Genomic DNA, 16,610 nt, shown 5'->3' with positions numbered 1-16,610 from the left:
AGGGCGCGGGCGGCGCCGGGAAGACTCCGGACGTCGGCGGCGCGGCTGTTTCAGGGACGGGCGGCGTCGCGGGCGGCGAGGACCGCCTCGGCCAGCTCGACCGGGCGGCGGGTGCTGACCACCCAGAACGGGGTGGGGTCGGCCGGGTCGTCGAGGAGCACCTGTACGGCGCCGGGGATCCAGGGCCGCTGCACCACGAACGCCAGCGGATCGGCGCCGACCCCGAGCACCTCACGCCGGCCGGCGGCGTCCAGCGGGACGACGTCGGCGACGAAGCGGACCGGCAGCCGGGCGTCGTCCACCCGCAGTTCGTCGTCGCGTACGGAGATCCTGATCCGGCCCAGCCAGGCCAGGCCGGCGACGGTCGCCGGGAGCAGCACGGCGAACGGCAGCCAGGCGCGGACGCCGGGCGCGCCCATCCAGACCTCCACGGCCAGCAGCAGGGCCGTGGCCAGGCCACCCAGCCACAACCACCAGGGCAGACCGAGCCGCTCGGTGTGCTGCGGGGGCGTCGCGGCGGTCGACACCGGAGACGACGAGGATGCTGACAGGCTCACTCCTGCCAGGGTACGGCGCACGACGGCCGGCGGAACCGGCAGGATGGCAGGGTCACCCCAGCAAGACGGACGGAAGAGGGGAACCGTGACGGAAGTCGTACCCGTGCCCGTACGGCAGCTCGACCCCGAGTTGCCGCTGCCGGCGTACGCCCATCCCGGCGACGCCGGGGCAGACCTGGTGGCGGCGGCGGACGTCGAGCTGCCACCGGGCGGTCGCGCCCTGGTCCCGACCGGCGTGGCGATCGCGTTGCCCGAGGGGTACGTGGGCCTGGTCCACCCCCGTTCGGGGCTGGCGGCCAGACTCGGCGTGACGGTGCTCAACGCGCCCGGTACGGTCGACGCCGGCTACCGGGGTGAGATCCTCGTCAACCTGATCAATCATGATCGGGAGACACCGGCGAAGATCTCCCGCGGTGACCGGATCGCACAGCTCGTCGTGCAGCGGGTGGCGCGGGCGGAGTTCCTTCCGACGGCCGAGCTGCCCGCGTCCCGGCGCGGGAGCGGCGGGCACGGCTCCACCGGCGGCCACGCCGGCCTGGCGCCGCCGGCGGCGGGCGACGGGCAGGGCGGGGCCCCGGAGGCACGGTGGGCGCCGGACGTGCCCGACGCGCGACGGGAAGAGCGCGACCGGGCAGGCGGCCGGACGGAAGAGGTGGCAGGGTGAGAACGAACAGCGGAAGGTTGGCGCAGTGATCTTCTCCCGGAAGCGGGACAGTGCCGGACGGCACGCCCGTGACGAGCAGACGACCGAGGTTCTCGACTCCCAGGAGGAGTCGGCCCCGGCCCGTGGGCCGTACGACATCTCCGAGGCGCCCGAGGGCGTGCAGCGGCTCGACCTGGGCAGCCTGCACATCCCGGCGGTGCGCGACGTCGAGGTGCGGGTGCAGGCCGACCCCGAGGGCGTGATCCAGCAGGTCGTGCTCGTGCACGGGGCGAACGCGCTCCAGCTCGGCGTCTTCGCCGCGCCGCGCTCCGAGGGCATCTGGGACGAGGTGCGCGAGGAGATCCGCAAGTCGCTGTTCAACGACGGCGCGGCGGCCCAGGAGGTTCAGGGCGAGTACGGCACCGAGTTGCACGCCCGGGTGCGTACGCCGGACGGCCTGACCGCCCTGCGGTTCGTCGGCATCGACGGGCCGCGCTGGATGGTCCGCGGCGTCTACCAGGGCGACGCGGCCAGCGACCCGGCCGCCGCCGGCCCGCTCGCCGAGTGCCTCGACGGCCTGGTGGTCGACCGGGGCCAGGAGGCCAAGCCGGTGCGTGAGCCGCTGCCGCTGCGGCTGCCCCGGGACGTGGCCGACCAGGCGGCGACCGAGGCCAACCCCGCTCCCGCGCCCCGCGAGGCCTGACCGTCCGGCACGACGCGCCGGGACCGGCCCCTTCGGCGTACGCTGGCGGGACGGTTCCGGCGCCGCCGGGGCCTGCCCGGGTGCCGGCGTGGCGTCGGCCAGCGTGGAGAGGGTGACACGGAGGTCATGTCGACCGACGAGGGCCGGGGTCTGCGCCGCATGCTGCGCCGGCTCACCGCGAGCGAGGCGGAGATCGAGGCGCAGGAGCTGCGCCGGGAGAGCGCCGAGCACGGCGGTGTCCCGGCCGGGCAGTGCACGCGGGGCCAGGTGGTCTCCGTGGCCGGCCGGCTGCGTACGGTGGTCTACACCCCCCGAACCAACCTGCCCACCCTGGAAGCGGATCTCTACGACGGCAGCGACGTGGTCACCCTGGTCTGGTTGGGCCGGCGGCACATCACCGGCATCGAGCCCGGTCGGCACCTGACCGCGCGCGGGCGGGTGGCCGTGCGCGACGACCGCAAGGTGATCTACAACCCGTACTACGAGCTGGAACCGCCGAAGTGACCCGGTGGCCGCGGCGGACGGAAGGCGTGCGATGACGACGGGACAGCACCGGGCGGCACAGCCGGCGAGTGACCCGCAGGACGAGGAGCAGCTGCCCACCCTCGCCGAGCAGATGGCCGACCAGCTCGGCGGCTGGCGGGGGCTGGTCGAGTCCAGCATCCCGGTGGTCGTCTTCGTGCTGGCCAACATCATCGGCGAGCTGCGGCCCGCCGTGATCGCCTCGGTGGCGGTGGCGCTCCTGATCGCCGGCCTCCGGCTGGCGCAGCGCCGACCGGTCCGGCACGCGGTCAACGGGCTCTTCGGCATCGCCGTCGGCGCCGCGATCGCCTGGCGCACCGGCGACGAACGGGACTTCTACCTCCCCGGCATCCTCTACGGCATCGGCTACGGGCTGGCCCTGCTCGTCTCGGCGGCGGTCCGGCAGCCCCTGGTGGGGTGGATCTGGTCGGTGCTGGTGGCCAAGGGCCGCTCGGAGTGGCGCGACGACCCGCGACTGGTGCGTACCTTCACCGGGCTCACCGTGCTCTGGGGCGTGGTGTGGCTGGCGAAGGTGGGCGTGCAGGCCGGGCTCTACCTCGCCCACCAGGACACGGCGCTCGGCGTGGCGCGGCTGGTGCTGGGCTACCCGCCGTACGTGCTGCTGCTGCTGATCACCGTCTGGACGGTCCGGCGGGTGACCCGGGAAGCGGAGCCCGAGGCGCTGCCCGGCGGCTGAGCCGGCCGTTCGCCCACCGGGCGCCGCGCCTCAGCGCTGCCCGCGGGTGCGCTCGACGCTGTCCGGTCCGAGCACCACCGCGCGTACGGCGTCCTCGACCTCCGCCGTGCACACGAAGATCAACTCGTCGCCCGCCTCGAGCGGGTCGTCGGGCGTGGGCACCAGCACGCGCTTGCCGCGCAGGATCGCCACCAGCGCCGAGTCGCGGGGCAGCGGGACGGCGCGCAACGGCTCCCCGACGTACGGGGCGGTCGGCGGCAGGGTGATCTCCACGAGGTTCGCCTCGCCCTGCCGGAAGGTCATCAGCCGCACCAGGTCGCCGACGGTGACCGCCTCCTCGACCAGGGCGGCCATCACCCGCGGCTTGCTGACCGCGACGTCGACGCCCCACTGCTCGGTGAAGAGCCACTCGTTCTCGGCCCGGTTGACCCGGGCCACCACCCGGGGCACCGCGAACTCGGTCTTGGCCAGCAGCGAGACCACCAGGTTGACCTTGTCGTCCCCGGTGGCGGCGACCACCACGTCGCAGCCGGCGATGTCGGCCTCCTCCAGGCTGGTCAGCTCGCAGGCGTCGGCCAGTACCCAGTCGGCGGCCGGCACCCGGTCGGGCCGCAGCATCCGGGGCTGGCGCTCGATGAGCATCACCTGGTGGCCGTTGTCGATCAGCTCCTGCGCGATCGAGCGGCCCACGTTGCCCGCGCCGGCGATGGCGATGCGCATGCTCACAGCCCTCCTTCGGGCGGCGCCGCCGCCACCGACGTGACCGTCGCCGCGATGTCGTCGGTGACCAGCATGAAGACCTGGTCGCCCTCCTGGACGACGCTGGAGCGGGTCGGCAGCGTGCCGATGCCGAAGCGGATCAGGTACGCCACCCGGGCCCCGGTCGCCTCCTCCAGGGCGCGTACCGGCCGGCCGACCCAGTCCTTGTGCACCGGCACCTCGATGATCGACACGGTGCTCGTCGCGTCCCGGAAGATCTCCACGTTCCCCTCCGGCACCAGGTGCCGCAGCATCCGCTCGGCGGTCCACCGGACGGTGGCCACCGTGGGGATGCCGAGCCGCTCGTAGACCTGGGCGCGGCGCTGGTCGTAGATGCGCGCCGCGACCCGGGACACGCCGAACGTCTCCCGGGCGAGCCGGGCCGAGATGATGTTGGAGTTGTCGCCGCTGGAGACGGCCGCGAAGGCGTCCGCCCGCTCGATGCCGGCCTGCCGGAGGACCTCCCCGTCGAAGCCGGCGCCGGTGACGGTGATCCCGGCGAAGTCGGGGCCGAGCCGGCGGAAGGCGTCGGCGTCGTGGTCGATGACGGCGACCGAGTGCCCCCGGGACTCCAGGCTGTGGGCGAGGGTCGAGCCGACCCGGCCGCAACCCATGATCACGACATGCACCGCGTCCCTCCTCAAGGTGCGCAACGCCCGGCCGGTGGGCCTGCCGTCTGCGAGCCTGCCACGTCGCGGGCGTGGGCGCGGACCGACGGTACTCCGCCGCTCCGCCGCCGCGCGATCGGCCACCCCACGGGGCGCAACCGGGTGGTCGTACGCTTGGCGGTTGTGGCCAGACCCACCTCGCTGCTGAAGCGGCTGCTCCTCGGTCGACCGTTCCGGTCCGACCGGCTCAAGCACACGCTTCTGCCCAAGCGCATCGCGCTGCCCGTCTTCGCGTCCGACGCCCTCTCCAGCGTCGCGTACGCGCCCGACGAGATCCTGCTGACCCTCTCCATCGCCGGCGCCTCGGCGTACCTCTTCTCGCCGTGGATCGCCCTGGCCGTCGTGGTGGTGATGCTCACCGTCGTCGCCAGCTACCGGCAGAACGTGCACGCCTACCCCTCGGGCGGCGGCGACTACGAGGTGGCCACGGTCAACCTCGGCCCCCGGGCGGGCGTCGCGGTGGCCAGCGCGCTGCTGGTCGACTACGTGCTCACGGTCGCGGTCTCGGTCTCCTCGGGGGTGGCCAACCTGGGCTCGGTGGTGCCGTTCGTGGCCACCCACAAGGTGCTGATCGCCGTCACCGCGGTGGTGCTGCTCACGGCGGTGAACCTGCGGGGGCTGCGCGAGTCCGGCACCGCGTTCGCGATCCCCACCTACGGCTTCATCATCGTGATGGTCGGGATGCTGCTGACCGGCCTCGTACGGGTCTTCGTGCTCGGCCACGACCTGCGGGCGCCCAGCGCCGGCCTGGAGATCCAGGCCGAGCACAGCGTCACCGGCTTCGCCCTGGTCTTCCTGCTGCTGCGCACGTTCTCCTCGGGCTGCGCGGCGCTGACCGGCGTGGAGGCGATCTCCAACGGGGTGCCGGCGTTCAAGGCGCCGAAGAGCCGCAACGCGGCCACCACGCTGCTGCTGCTCGGCACCATCTCGGTGGCCATGCTCGTCGGCATCATCTGGCTGTCCCGGCTCACCGGCCTGCAGTTCGTCGAGGACCCGAGGCTCCAGATCATCTCCGGCCCCGAGGGATACGTGCAGAAGACCGTCACCACCCAGCTCGGGGAGACGGTCTTCGGCTCCGGCTCGGTGCTGCTCTTCGTGGTCGCCGGGGTCACCGCGCTGATCCTCTTCCTGGCCGCGAACACGGCGTTCAACGGCTTCCCGGTGCTCGGCTCGATCCTCGCCCAGGACCGCTACCTGCCCCGGCAGCTGCACACCCGCGGCGACCGGCTGGCCTTCTCCAACGGCATCGTCTTCCTGGCCGTCGCCGCGATCGTGCTGATCGTCGGCTTCCAGGCCGAGGTGACCCGGCTCATCCAGCTCTACATCGTCGGCGTGTTCGTCTCGTTCACGCTCTCCCAGGCCGGCATGATCCGGCACTGGAACCGGCACCTGAGGACGACGCGGGACCCGCAGGCGCGCCGGCAGATGCTGCGCTCCCGGGCGATCAACGCCTTCGGCATGGCGATGACCGGCGCGGTGCTGGTCATCGTGCTCGTCACCAAGTTCCTGCTCGGGGCGTGGATCGCCATCGCCGCGATGGCGATGATCTACATGCTCATGCTGGGCATCCGCCGGCACTACGACCGGGTCGCCGCGGAGCTGACCCCGCCGGACGAGGGCCGGGCCGTGCTGCCCGCCCGCAACCACGCCGTCGTGCTGGTCAGCAAGGTGCACAAGCCGACGCTGCGGGCGATCGCGTACGCCCGGGCGACCCGGCCGGACACGCTGACCGCGGTGACCGTGAACGTCGACGAGAAGGACACCCGGGAGTTGCAGACGGAGTGGGAGCGGCGGGACCTGCCCGTCCCGCTGACCGTGGTCGACTCGCCGTACCGGGAGATCACCCGGCCCATCCTCGACTTCGTGGCCGGCGTCCGCCGGGAGTCGCCGCGCGACGTGGTCACGGTCTTCATCCCGGAGTACGTGGTGGGGCGCTGGTGGGAGCACCTGCTGCACAACCAGAGCGCGCTGCGCCTGAAGGGGCGGCTGCTCTTCGAACCGGGGGTGATGGTGACCAGCGTGCCGTGGCAGCTCGCCTCGACGGCGGGCAAGGACCTGGACCGGCTGGACGCCACCCTCAGCCGGGGCCCGGCGCGCGGGCCCCGGGTGGCGCCGCGCGGCACCCTGCCGCCGAGCGTGCCGCCCGTCGTGTCCGCGCCGCCCGGAGAGAGCGGCCCGAGTGGTGGGGGTGAGCGGTGAACCCGCAGGAGTACGCACGGGGGCTGGAGGAGGCCGAACGCGTCGAGCTGACCGTCGGGACGGTCGCGCCGGGCGGGCACTGCGTCGCCCGGGTGGACGGGCAGGTGGTCTTCGTCCGGCACGCGCTGCCCGGGGAGCGGGTGGTCGCCGAGGTGACCGAGGTGCACAGGGGCTTCGTCCGGGCCGACGCGGTGACCGTGATCGAGGCCTCCCCGGACCGGGTCGAGCAGCCCTGCCCGTACGCGAAGCCGGGCCGCTGTGGCGGGTGCGACCTGCAACACGTCGCCCCGGCCGCCCAGCTCGACTGGAAGGCGGCGGTCGTACGCGAGCAGCTCACCCGCCTCGGCGGGCTCACCGACGCCGAGCTGGACGCCCTCGGCGTCCGGGTCGAGCCGTTGCCCGGCGGCCCGCTCGGCTGGCGCTCCCGCGTCCGCTACGCCGTCGACGGGGCGGGCCGGGCCGGGCTGCTCAAGCACCGCTCGCACGAGGTGGTGCCGATCGACCGCTGCCTGATCGCCCACCCGGCGATCCGGGAGCTGCCCGTGCTGGCCCCGACCGGGGCGCGCTGGCCGGACGCGGACGCGGTCGAGACGGTCGCCTCCACCGGCGGGGACGTGACCGCCACCGCCGTCGCCGACGGGGTGTCCCGCACCCTCAGCGGCCCGGAGCGGGTCCGTGAGGTGGCCGCCGGCCGGGAGTGGACGCTGCCGGTGTCGTCGTTCTGGCAGGTCCACCCGGCCGCCGCCGACACCCTGGTCGAGGCCGTGCTGGGGCTGACCGACCCGCGCCCGGGCGAGCGGGCCTGGGATCTCTACGGCGGGGCGGGGCTGTTCGCCGCCGCGCTGGCCGGCCGGGTCGGCGAGGCGGGCCGCGTCACCCTGGTCGAGTCGGCGGCGCAGGGCGTCGCCGCCGCCCGGGAGAACCTGCGTGACCTGCCCTGGGTGGAGGTCGTCCCGGCCCGGGTGGAGACCGCGCTGGCCCGCCGCCGGATCACCGGGCCGGTCGACGTGGTGGTGCTCGACCCGCCGCGCTCCGGCGCGGGCGCCCGGGTGGTGCGCGACGTCGTGGCCGCCGGTCCCCGCGCGGTGGCGTACGTGGCCTGCGACCCGGCCGCCTTCGCCCGCGACGTGCACACCTTCGCCGGGCTGGGCTGGCGGCTGGCCGAGCTGCGCGGCTTCGACCTGTTCCCGATGACCCAGCACGTCGAGCTGGTCGGCCTGCTCCTGCCGCCGGGGCGAGCCCACCGCTAGCCTGACGCGATGAAGATCGTCGGGTTGATGTCGGGAACCTCGTACGACGGGGTGGACGTGGCCGCCGCCGAGTTCACCCTCGACGGGGACACGCTGCGGCTACGACCGCTGGGGCACCGGGGCGTCGACTACGACGACGAGCTGCGCGCCGAGATCGGCGCGCTGCTGCCGCCCGCGAGCACCACCGTCGAGGCGGTCTGCCGCCTGGACAACCGCCTCGGGGAGGTCTTCGCCGAGGCGGCGGCCCTCGGCGTCGAGCTGGCCGGCGGCGCGGCCGACGCGGTGGTCTCGCCCGGGCAGACGGTCTTCCACTGGGTGGACGGCGGGCGCGCCCGGGGCACCCTGCAACTGGGCGCGGTGGCCCGGGTGGCGGCGCGGGTGGGCGTACCCGTGCTGAGCGACCTGCGCTCGGCGGACGTCGCGGCCGGCGGGCAGGGCGCGCCCCTGGTCCCGGCGTTCGACGCGCTGCTGCTCGACCCGGCCGACGGCGCGGCCCCGCGCGCCGCGCTCAACCTGGGCGGCATCGCCAACCTCACGGTCGTCGCGCCCGGGGCGCCGGTGCTCGGGTACGACGTGGGGCCCGCCAACGCGCTGCTCGACGCGGCGGCCCGTCGCCTCCTGGGCCGGCCCTGCGACCTCGACGGCGCCCGCGCGGCGGCCGGTCGGGTGCACCCCGGCCTGCTCGCCGCGCTGCTCGCCGAGCCGTACTACGCGGCCCCGCCACCCAAGTCGACCGGCAAGGAGCTGTTCCACGCCGGCTACCTGGACGACCGGCTGGCCGCGCTCGGCGAGGCGGTGCCGGCCGACGACGTGCTCGCCACCCTGACCGAGCTGACCACCCGGGTGGTGGCCGGCGAGTGCGACCGGCACGGCGTGACCGAGGTGGTCGCGGCCGGCGGCGGGGTGCGCAACCGGACGCTGACGGACCGGCTGGCCGCCCTCGGCGCGGGGCGCTGGCGGCTGCGCACCACCGACGAGCTGGGGGTGCCCGCGCAGGCCAAGGAGGCGTACGCGTTCGCGCTGCTGGGCTGGCTCTCCTGGCACGGGCTGCCGGGCGCGCTGCCCTCGGTGACCGGCGCCACCCGGGCCGCCGTGCTGGGCTCCTGGACCCCGTCCGGGCCGGCGCACCGGGCTGCCCCGACCGTCGCGGCGCCCCGGCGGCTGCGGATCGCGGCCTGATCTCCCAGGGGGCCGGTTCGCCGGCGACCGGGCCGGCCGCGGATCCGGGGACTGACCAGGCGATCAGGGCCCCGGGCCGGCCGGCGGGCATCCGGGCCAGGCTGCGGAGTACCGGACGGCCGATAGACTCTTGCGTCATGAGCGTTGAAGAGGACACGGTCCACCACACCGGGCTGCTGGCCACCGTACGGGGTCCGCAGGACGTCAAGCGGATGTCCGCCGAGGAGCTGGACGTCCTCGCCGCGGAGATCCGTGACTTCCTGATCGCCAAGGTCTCGCGTACCGGCGGGCACGTCGGCCCCAACCTGGGCGTGGTCGAGCTGACCCTGGCCATGCACCGGGTCTTCGACTCCCCGCGCGACCGGCTCCTGTTCGACACCGGCCACCAGGCGTACGTGCACAAGATCCTCACCGGCCGGCAGACCGGCTTCGACAAGCTGCGTCAGCGCGGCGGCATCTCCGGCTACCCGAGCCAGGCCGAGAGCGAGCACGACCTCATCGAGAACTCGCACGCCTCCACCGCCCTGTCCTACGCCGACGGCCTGGCCAAGGCGTACGCGCTGCGGGGCGAGCAGCGCAGCGTGGTCGCCGTGGTGGGTGACGGCGCGCTCACCGGCGGGATGTGCTGGGAGGCGCTGAACAACATCGCCGCCGCCCGTAACCCGTTGGTGATCGTGGTCAACGACAACGGCCGCTCCTACGCGCCGACCATCGGCGGCCTCGCCGACCACCTCTCCACGCTGCGGCTGAACCCCGGCTACGAGAAGGTGCTCGACACCGTCAAGGAGGCGCTCGGCTCGACGCCGCTGGTCGGCAAGCCGATGTACGAGGTGCTGCACGCGGTCAAGCGGGGCATCAAGGACGCGGTCGCCCCGCAGGCGATGTTCGAGGACCTCGGCATCAAGTACGTCGGCCCGGTCGACGGGCACGACGTGACGGCGGTCGAGTCGGCGCTGCGGGCGGCGAAGAACTTCGGCGGTCCGGTGATCGTGCACGCCGTCACCCGCAAGGGCTACGGCTACCGCCCGGCCGAGGAGGACGAGGCCGACTGCCTGCACGGCCCCGGCAGCGCCTTCGACATCGAGACCGGCAAGCTGGTCGCCGCCCCGTCGGTGAAGTGGACGCACGTCTTCGCCGACGAGCTGGTCGCCATCGCCGACGAGCGGCCCGACGTGGTGGGCATCACCGCCGCGATGGCCGAGCCCACCGGCATCGCCAAGCTGGCCCGCAAGCACCCGAAGCGGGTCTACGACGTGGGCATCGCCGAGCAGCACGCGGCCACCTCGGCCGCCGGCCTCGCCCTCGGCGGGCTGCACCCCGTGGTGGCGGTCTACGCGACCTTCCTCAACCGCGCCTTCGACCAGGTCCTGCTGGACGTGGCGATGCACAAGCTGCCGGTGACCTTCGTGCTGGACCGGGCCGGGATCACCGGCCCCGACGGGCCCAGCCACTACGGGATGTGGGACATGTCGGTCTTCGGGGTCGTGCCGGGCCTGCGGATCGCCGCGCCCCGCGACGCCGCCACCCTGCGCGAGGAACTGCGCGAGGCGGTGGCCGTCGACGACGGCCCCACCATCGTCCGCTTCCCGACCGGCACCGTCGCCGCCGACCTGCCGGCCGTGCGCCGGGTCGGCACCGTCGACGTGCTGGCCGAGTCGGCGCGCAAGGACGTGCTGCTGGTCGCGGTCGGCTCCTTCGGCCACCTCGGCATGGAGGTGGCGACCCGGGTCGCCGGGCAGGGCTACGGGGTCACCGTGGTCGACCCGCGCTGGGTCCGCCCGGTCCCGGCCGAGCTGGTCGAGTTGGCCGCCGGCCACCGGCTCGTGGTCACCGTCGAGGACGGGGTCCGGGTCGGTGGCGTCGGTGACGCCCTCGCCCAGGCGATGCGGGACGCCGACGTCCGGGTGCCGCTGAAGGACCTGGGCGTGCCGGCCGACTGGCACCCGCACGGCACCCGCGCGCAGATCCTCGCCGACCTGGGCCTGACCGCGCAGGACGTGGCCCGCGACGTCACCGGCTGGATCTCCCGGCTCGACGTCGAGCCGGTCGAGCCGGTCGTCACCGCCGACGACGCGACCGCGCAGAACTGAGCCCCTGACCGCCGACGGCGGGTGCCCCGGGAGACCGGGACACCCGCCGTCGGCGTCCGGCGCCCCGGATCAGCGGTCGCCGACGGAGCGGTAGTGCGTCTTCTCCGCCTCGGCGAGGCTGAACGTCGCCGAGCGGGTCGGCATCGGCACCACGACCAGCCCCGGCCGGTCCACGAGCCGGAGCGTGTCCGGTGGCGTGGACAGCGAACTGTCGGCGGTCGGCCGCCAGCTCAGCACGGCCAGCGGCTGCCCCGGCACCGGCAGCCTGTACGTCTGCAACGGGTCGGACCGGTCGGCGGGGGAGAGCACCGGCGCGCCCCCGTCGGCGGGGCGGTAGACCACGGCGGACATCATGCCGTCGGCCGTCTCCCAGGTCAGCTGCTCCAGCTCCGCCGGCTCGCCACCGCCCAGGGCGACCTCGCCGAGGGTGCGTACGGTCAGCTTGGTCATCGGCCAGGACGCCGGCACCGAGCGCGGCGCCTCCCGGTCGCCGATGCGCCGGGGGATGCTGCCGAAGGGACCCTCCTCCCCGGCGAGCACGCAGGTGTCCAGGCCCGTGAGGGCCCGCTTGCCGGAGCCGCTCTCGTCGCGTACGAGGGGGTAGCGGGGGTCGGCGGTGCCGGTGCCGAGATCCAGCAGCCGGTCGGCGGCCCGGCCCCGGGGCAGTGCCCGGGTGGCCTTGAGCGTGGCGGTCACCGGCACCGCCCGGCAGGCCGGCACGTTCACCGGCTCGGTGAGGCCCTCGGTGTGCCGCAGCGCGCGACCGTCCGGCCCGAGCAGCCGCTGCACCCGGTCGGAGGTGAGGTAGCGCCGTCCGTCGGCGGTGTGCACGGGGAGCACGTCGGAGTAGACGAGGTAGCCGGGGTCGGTGTACTCGACGGCGCGGGTGACGGCGTACCGGCCGCCCTCGGCGGTGACCTGGAGCAGCCAGGACGCGCTCTGGCCGGGCACGTCGGCCGCGACCAGCGCCAGGGGCGCGCCGCCGACCTCGCCGGACCAGAGGATCCCGGAGGTGGGCAGGTGCACCCGGTCGTCGGCCGGCGACCGCCAGTCGCGTACCGCCCCGGTCACGGCCGACCGGACGGCGGCGTCGCCCGCGAGCGTGCCCCGTGGCGGCCAGACCGTGAGGTCGCCGTCCAGGCTGTCGTAGCCGACCCGTAGGTCGGTCGGCTGCCGCTGCGCCACCGGACCGCAGGCGGTCACGGTGAGTAGCAGACTCAGCAGTGCGGTGGCCGTGATGCCGCGCCGGCGGACTGGAGCCACCTGTACGCCCCCTCGATCGCCTCAGCCGTCGTTCAAACGGAAAGCGCCATAGTACGAGATGTCGGATCACCGGGACGCGCCACCTCGCCCACCGTCCGTGCGCAGGTCGCGGGCCCCGGCCGACACCGGCCACACAGGACACTGCCGTGGTTTCAGGGTGAATGTCCCGCTCGGGTAGACTCCGCCGACTGTGACGCCTGCCGAGACCCGCGCCGAATCCAGGTCGGAATCCGACGCCGCCGCGGCCCCCGCGTCCGAACCCGTGGCACCGTCCGTGGGCGGCGCCGGCGACCGTACGCCGGACGGGGCCGCCCCCGCCGACGAGGCCGGCGCTCCCGGCGTGGCTGTGGACACCGGAGCGGCCGACGCCGACTCCTCGCCCGGCGTGGCCGTCGACACCGGAGCGGCCGGCGTCGCGACCTCCTCCGGAGCGGACGGCGGGGCCGGGGGAGGGGCGGAGCGCGCCCGGCCGCGGCGGTGGGCCCGGCGGCGGCAGGACCTCACGGTCTTCGGCCTGTTCCTGCTGGCCGCGGTCTGGGTGACCAGCCAGATCTGGGTGGACCCGGCCGGCCGGGTGGCGTCGCTCTACAGCAGCGACCCGGCCCAGGTGCAGTTCTTCCTCGCCCACTCGGTACGCGTGGTGCTGCACGGCGAGTTCCCGTTCTTCACCGAGCAGTTCAACTACCCCGACGGGGTCAACCTGATGGCCAACACGGCCATCCTCGCGCTGGGCATCCCGATGGTGCCGGTGACGCTGCTCTTCGGGCCGGCCGTGACCTTCGTGTTGCTGGTCACGCTCGCGCTCGCCGGCACCGCCTCCGCCTGGTACTTCGTGCTCTCCCGGCATGTCGTGCGCAGCCCGCTGGCGGCCGCCGTCGGCGGCTGGTTCTGCGGGTTCTCGCCGGCGATGCTCTCGCACGCCAGCTGGCACCCCAACATCATCTCCCAGTTCCTGCTGCCGTTCATCGTCTGGCGGGTGCTGGTCATCACCCGCTCCCGCCGGCCGTGGCGCGACGGCGCGCTGCTCGCCCTGATGGTCACCGCCCAGGCGTTCATCAACGAGGAGATCCTGCTCTTCACGGCGCTCGCCTGCGGCGTGTTCCTGCTCGCCGTGCTCGCCCAGCGGCCGGCGCTCTGGGCGGCGGCCTGGCGGCCGTTGGCCAAGGCCCTCGCGATCTGCACCGTGCTCGCCGGGGCGCTGCTGGCGTACCCGCTCTACATCCAGTTCGCCGGGCCCATGGCGTACCACGGTCTGAGCGACGCGGTCCGCGACTACGGCAACGACATCGCGGCCTTCTTCGCGCCCGGCTCGCCGACGATCGGCGGCGACCAGCGCGCCAACGTCAACCTCGCCCCGAACTACTCCGAGGAGAACGCCTTCTTCGGCTGGAGCCTCGCCCTGATCGCCGTCGGCATCGCGGTGTGGCTGCGGCGGGAGCTGATCGTCCGGGCGCTCGCCGTGACCGGGGCGTTCTTCGCCGTGCTCTCCCTCGGCGAGCGGGTGTCCTGGTGGGACCGTGAGCTGATCACCGGCCCCTGGGAGTGGCTGGTCCGGTTGCCGCTGCTCGACGCGGTGGTGCCCACCCGGTTCGGCCTGATCACCAGTGTGGTGGTGGGCATCCTGCTGGCCTTCGCCGTCGAGCGGTCCCGGGCGCTGCCGCTGGAGCGGCGGACGCTGCGTACGCTCACCCTGGCCGGGCTCGTCCTCGCGCTGCTGCCGATCGCGCCGATGCCGTTGCAGATGACCTCGCGTCCCCCGGTGCCGGACTTCATCACGGCCGACCGGTGGCGTGGCTACGTCGGGCCGGACCAGACCCTGGTGCCGATCCCGGTGCCCGCCATGGGGCACACCCACGGGATGCGCTGGGCCGCCTCCACCAACCTCGACTTCAAGATCCCCGGCGGCTACTTCCTGGCGCCGCGCAACGGCAACACCGGCGACCCCGGCCGCTTCGGTGGCCGGCCCAGCGGCATCGGGAAGCTGCTGGAGGAGGTCGCCTCGACCGGCCGCATTCCGAAGCTGGACGACCGGCAGCGCCGCCGCTGCATGGACGAGCTGCGGCACTGGCGGGCGGCCATCCTGGTGCTGCCGGTCACCCAGCACCACTCCGAGCAGTTGCGGCGCACCGTCGAGCAGCTGGTCGGCCCCGGCCGCCGGGAGCTGGACGTCTGGGTGTGGGACGTCCGGACGCTCACGGACCAGCCGGCCTGATGGCCGCCCCGGCGGCGGCCGGCACCGTCGACACGGCACCCGCGCGGCGGCCCCGCCGGCTGCCGTCCCGCGCCCCGGACGCGCTGGTCGTCGCCGGCTACCTCGCCCTGGCGGTGCTGCTGACCCTCGGCCAGTGGGGCCGTCCGGGGCGGCTGTTCCACCAGGCCGGGGACCAGATCCTCTTCGAGTGGATGCTGGCCCGCGCGGCCCGGGCCGTGACGGGCCTGGAGAACCCGCTGTACAGCGGGGAGCTGAACGTCCCCGACGGGGTGAACCTGATGGCCAACACCTCGGTGCTGGGCCTGGGCGTGCCGCTGACGCCGGTCACCCTGCTGTTCGGCTCGCAGGTCGCCTTCCTGGTGGCCGTCGTCTGCTGCCTCGCCGGCACCGCGACCGCCTGGTACGCGCTGCTGCGCCGCCGACTCGTCGACTCCCGCGCGGCGGCGGCCGTCGGCGGGCTGTTCTGCGGCTTCGCCCCCGGCATGGTCGCGCAGGCCGGGGCACACCTGCACATGGCGGCGCAGTTCCTGGTGCCGGTGATCCTGGCGCTGGTGTTCCACCCCGACCCGCGCCGGGTGTGGCGGCACGGGACGCTGCTCGGGCTGCTGGTGGCGTACCAGGTCTTCCTCGGCGAGGAGGTGCTGGTCTTCCTGGTGCTCGCCGCCGGGACGTTCGCGCTGGCGTACGCGGCGGCCGACCGGGCGACCGCGCGTCGGCGGGCACCCGCGCTGCTGGGCCGGCTGGCCGTCGGCGTGGCGGTCTCGTTGCCGCTGCTGGCGTACCCGCTGTGGTTCCAGTTCTTCGGCCCGGGCCACTACCGGGGCATGCCCTTCCACGCGTACGGCTACCAGCTCGACGCCGCGTCGTTCACCGCCTCGGCGCGGCAGACGGTGCTCGGCGACGACCACCTGCCCGGCCTGCTCGCCCCGAACCCCACCGAGGAGAACTCCTTCTTCGGCCCCGGGCTGCTGGTGCTCGCCGTGGTGATCGTGATCTGGCTGTGGCGCCGGCCGCTGGTGCGCGCGCTGGCCGCCTGCGGGCTGTTCTTCGCGCTGCTCTCGCTGGGCGGGCAGGTCCGCCTGGACGGCACACCCACCGGCATCCCCGGGCCGTACCGGCTGATCGCCGAGCTGCCGCTGCTCGACCACGCGGTGCCGGCGCGCTTCCCGCTGGTCTGCGTCCCGGTGCTGGGCATCCTGCTCGCCCTCTCCCTGGACCGGCTGCGTCCCGAGGTCGGGGCCGATCGGCTGCGCCCCGGGGTCGGGACCGATCGGCTGCGCCCCGGGGTCGGGACCGAGGCCCGGGTGGGTGCCGTGCCGGTCCGGCTGCTCTGGGGCGGGGCGGTGGCCGCCGCGCTGCTGCCGCTGATCCCCACCCCGATCCGGACCGTGCCGGCCTGGCCCGTGCCGGCGTTCGTGGCCGAGGGCGGCTGGCGGGCCCACGTCCCGCCGGGCCGGACCCTGGTGCCGGTGCCGCCGGTGACCGGCGCGGGGGTCAGCCCGGCGATGCTCTGGTCGGCCCGCACCGGGCTGGCCTTCCCGACGCCGGGCGGCTACTTCATCGGCCCCCGGGCCGCCGACGATCCGGCCGCCCGGTGGGGAGCCCCGGACCGCCCCACCGCCGAGCTGCTGCGCCGGGTGGCGCAGACGGGCGAGGTGCCGGTGGTCACCGACGAGCACCGCCGGCAGGCGGTCGAGGACCTGCGCCACTGGCGTGCCGCCCTGGTGGTGCAGGGCGGCCTGCACCACGGCGACCCGGTGCGCCGTACGGTCGACGCGCTGCTCGGCCCCGGCCGCGAGGTGGCCGGCGCCCACGTCTGGGACGTCCGGCCCCTGGTGGGCTGACGCCCGCCCTACCAGCGTGACCGC

14 protein-coding genes are annotated in these 16,610 nt (G+C 74.7%); 10 read left to right on the top strand and 4 right to left on the bottom strand.

The genetic code is table 11. From position 1 onward, the window contains the following. Nucleotides 1-50: 50 nt before the first annotated feature. A complete protein-coding gene (locus ACGFIR_RS10570; RefSeq protein WP_393004701.1) occupies nt 51-551 on the bottom strand; it encodes a DUF3093 domain-containing protein in 501 nt (166 codons plus the stop codon). A gap of 49 nt (nt 552-600) precedes the next feature. Between ACGFIR_RS10570 and dut the strand changes: the two genes are divergently transcribed. From dut to ACGFIR_RS10550, 4 genes are all read left to right on the top strand, one after another. Beyond that, entirely contained in the window at nt 601-1,221 is a 621-nt protein-coding gene (dut, locus tag ACGFIR_RS10565) for a dUTP diphosphatase (RefSeq protein ID WP_393004088.1), read from the top strand. A 25-nt stretch (nt 1,222-1,246) separates the two neighbouring features. Beyond that, complete coding sequence (locus ACGFIR_RS10560; RefSeq protein ID WP_393144442.1) at nt 1,247-1,903, top strand: DUF3710 domain-containing protein; 657 nt, start codon at nt 1,247-1,249, stop codon at nt 1,901-1,903. 126 nt (nt 1,904-2,029) lie between these two features. Next, nucleotides 2,030-2,407, top strand: coding sequence for an OB-fold nucleic acid binding domain-containing protein (locus tag ACGFIR_RS10555; protein WP_393004084.1), 378 nt, complete (start codon nt 2,030-2,032; stop codon nt 2,405-2,407). Nucleotides 2,408-2,438: 31 nt separating this feature from the next. Then, entirely contained in the window at nt 2,439-3,122 is a 684-nt protein-coding gene (locus tag ACGFIR_RS10550; RefSeq protein WP_393004082.1) for a DUF3159 domain-containing protein, read from the top strand. 30 nt (nt 3,123-3,152) lie between these two features. On the opposite strand, the gene ACGFIR_RS10545 is transcribed toward ACGFIR_RS10550, so the two are convergent. Both ACGFIR_RS10545 and ACGFIR_RS10540 read right to left on the bottom strand, forming a co-directional pair. Next, nucleotides 3,153-3,842, bottom strand: coding sequence for a potassium channel family protein (locus tag ACGFIR_RS10545; RefSeq protein ID WP_393004699.1), 690 nt, complete (start codon nt 3,840-3,842; stop codon nt 3,153-3,155). A gap of 2 nt (nt 3,843-3,844) precedes the next feature. Continuing rightward, the gene (locus tag ACGFIR_RS10540) at nt 3,845-4,510 is read right to left on the bottom strand and encodes a potassium channel family protein (RefSeq protein ID WP_393144440.1); all 666 of its coding nucleotides are present in this window, start codon (nt 4,508-4,510) and stop codon (nt 3,845-3,847) included. Between the two features lie 162 nt (nt 4,511-4,672). Between ACGFIR_RS10540 and ACGFIR_RS10535 the strand changes: the two genes are divergently transcribed. From ACGFIR_RS10535 to dxs, 4 genes are all read left to right on the top strand, one after another. Further along, on the top strand, nt 4,673-6,748 hold the full coding sequence (locus ACGFIR_RS10535; protein ID WP_393004078.1) for an APC family permease: 2,076 nt from the start codon (nt 4,673-4,675) through the stop codon (nt 6,746-6,748). Beyond that, nucleotides 6,745-7,998, top strand: coding sequence for a class I SAM-dependent RNA methyltransferase (locus ACGFIR_RS10530; RefSeq protein ID WP_393144438.1), 1,254 nt, complete (start codon nt 6,745-6,747; stop codon nt 7,996-7,998). Before ACGFIR_RS10535 ends, ACGFIR_RS10530 begins: the two co-directional genes overlap by 4 nt. A 9-nt stretch (nt 7,999-8,007) precedes the next feature. After that, entirely contained in the window at nt 8,008-9,177 is a 1,170-nt protein-coding gene (locus tag ACGFIR_RS10525) for an anhydro-N-acetylmuramic acid kinase (RefSeq protein WP_393144436.1), read from the top strand. 137 nt (nt 9,178-9,314) lie between these two features. After that, nucleotides 9,315-11,267, top strand: a complete 1,953-nt coding sequence (dxs, locus tag ACGFIR_RS10520; protein WP_393144434.1) for a 1-deoxy-D-xylulose-5-phosphate synthase — start codon at nt 9,315-9,317, stop codon at nt 11,265-11,267. A gap of 69 nt (nt 11,268-11,336) precedes the next feature. Here dxs and ACGFIR_RS10515 read toward each other — a convergent pair whose 3' ends face one another. Next, entirely contained in the window at nt 11,337-12,530 is a 1,194-nt protein-coding gene (locus ACGFIR_RS10515) for a hypothetical protein (RefSeq protein WP_393144432.1), read from the bottom strand. A 340-nt stretch (nt 12,531-12,870) separates the two neighbouring features. Between ACGFIR_RS10515 and ACGFIR_RS10510 the strand changes: the two genes are divergently transcribed. Together ACGFIR_RS10510 and ACGFIR_RS10505 are read left to right on the top strand one after the other, a co-directional pair. Next, entirely contained in the window at nt 12,871-14,742 is a 1,872-nt protein-coding gene (locus tag ACGFIR_RS10510) for a hypothetical protein (RefSeq protein ID WP_393144740.1), read from the top strand. After that, nucleotides 14,742-16,586, top strand: a complete 1,845-nt coding sequence (locus ACGFIR_RS10505) for a hypothetical protein (protein WP_393144430.1) — start codon at nt 14,742-14,744, stop codon at nt 16,584-16,586. Before ACGFIR_RS10510 ends, ACGFIR_RS10505 begins: the two co-directional genes overlap by 1 nt. Nucleotides 16,587-16,610 lie beyond the last annotated feature (24 nt).

This window comes from Micromonospora sp. NPDC049051, assembly GCF_043197575.1.
GTDB lineage: Bacteria > Actinomycetota > Actinomycetes > Mycobacteriales > Micromonosporaceae > Micromonospora.
The sequence above is the reverse complement of the archived record's forward strand: the minus strand, read 5'-3'. Positions and strand labels throughout refer to the sequence as shown.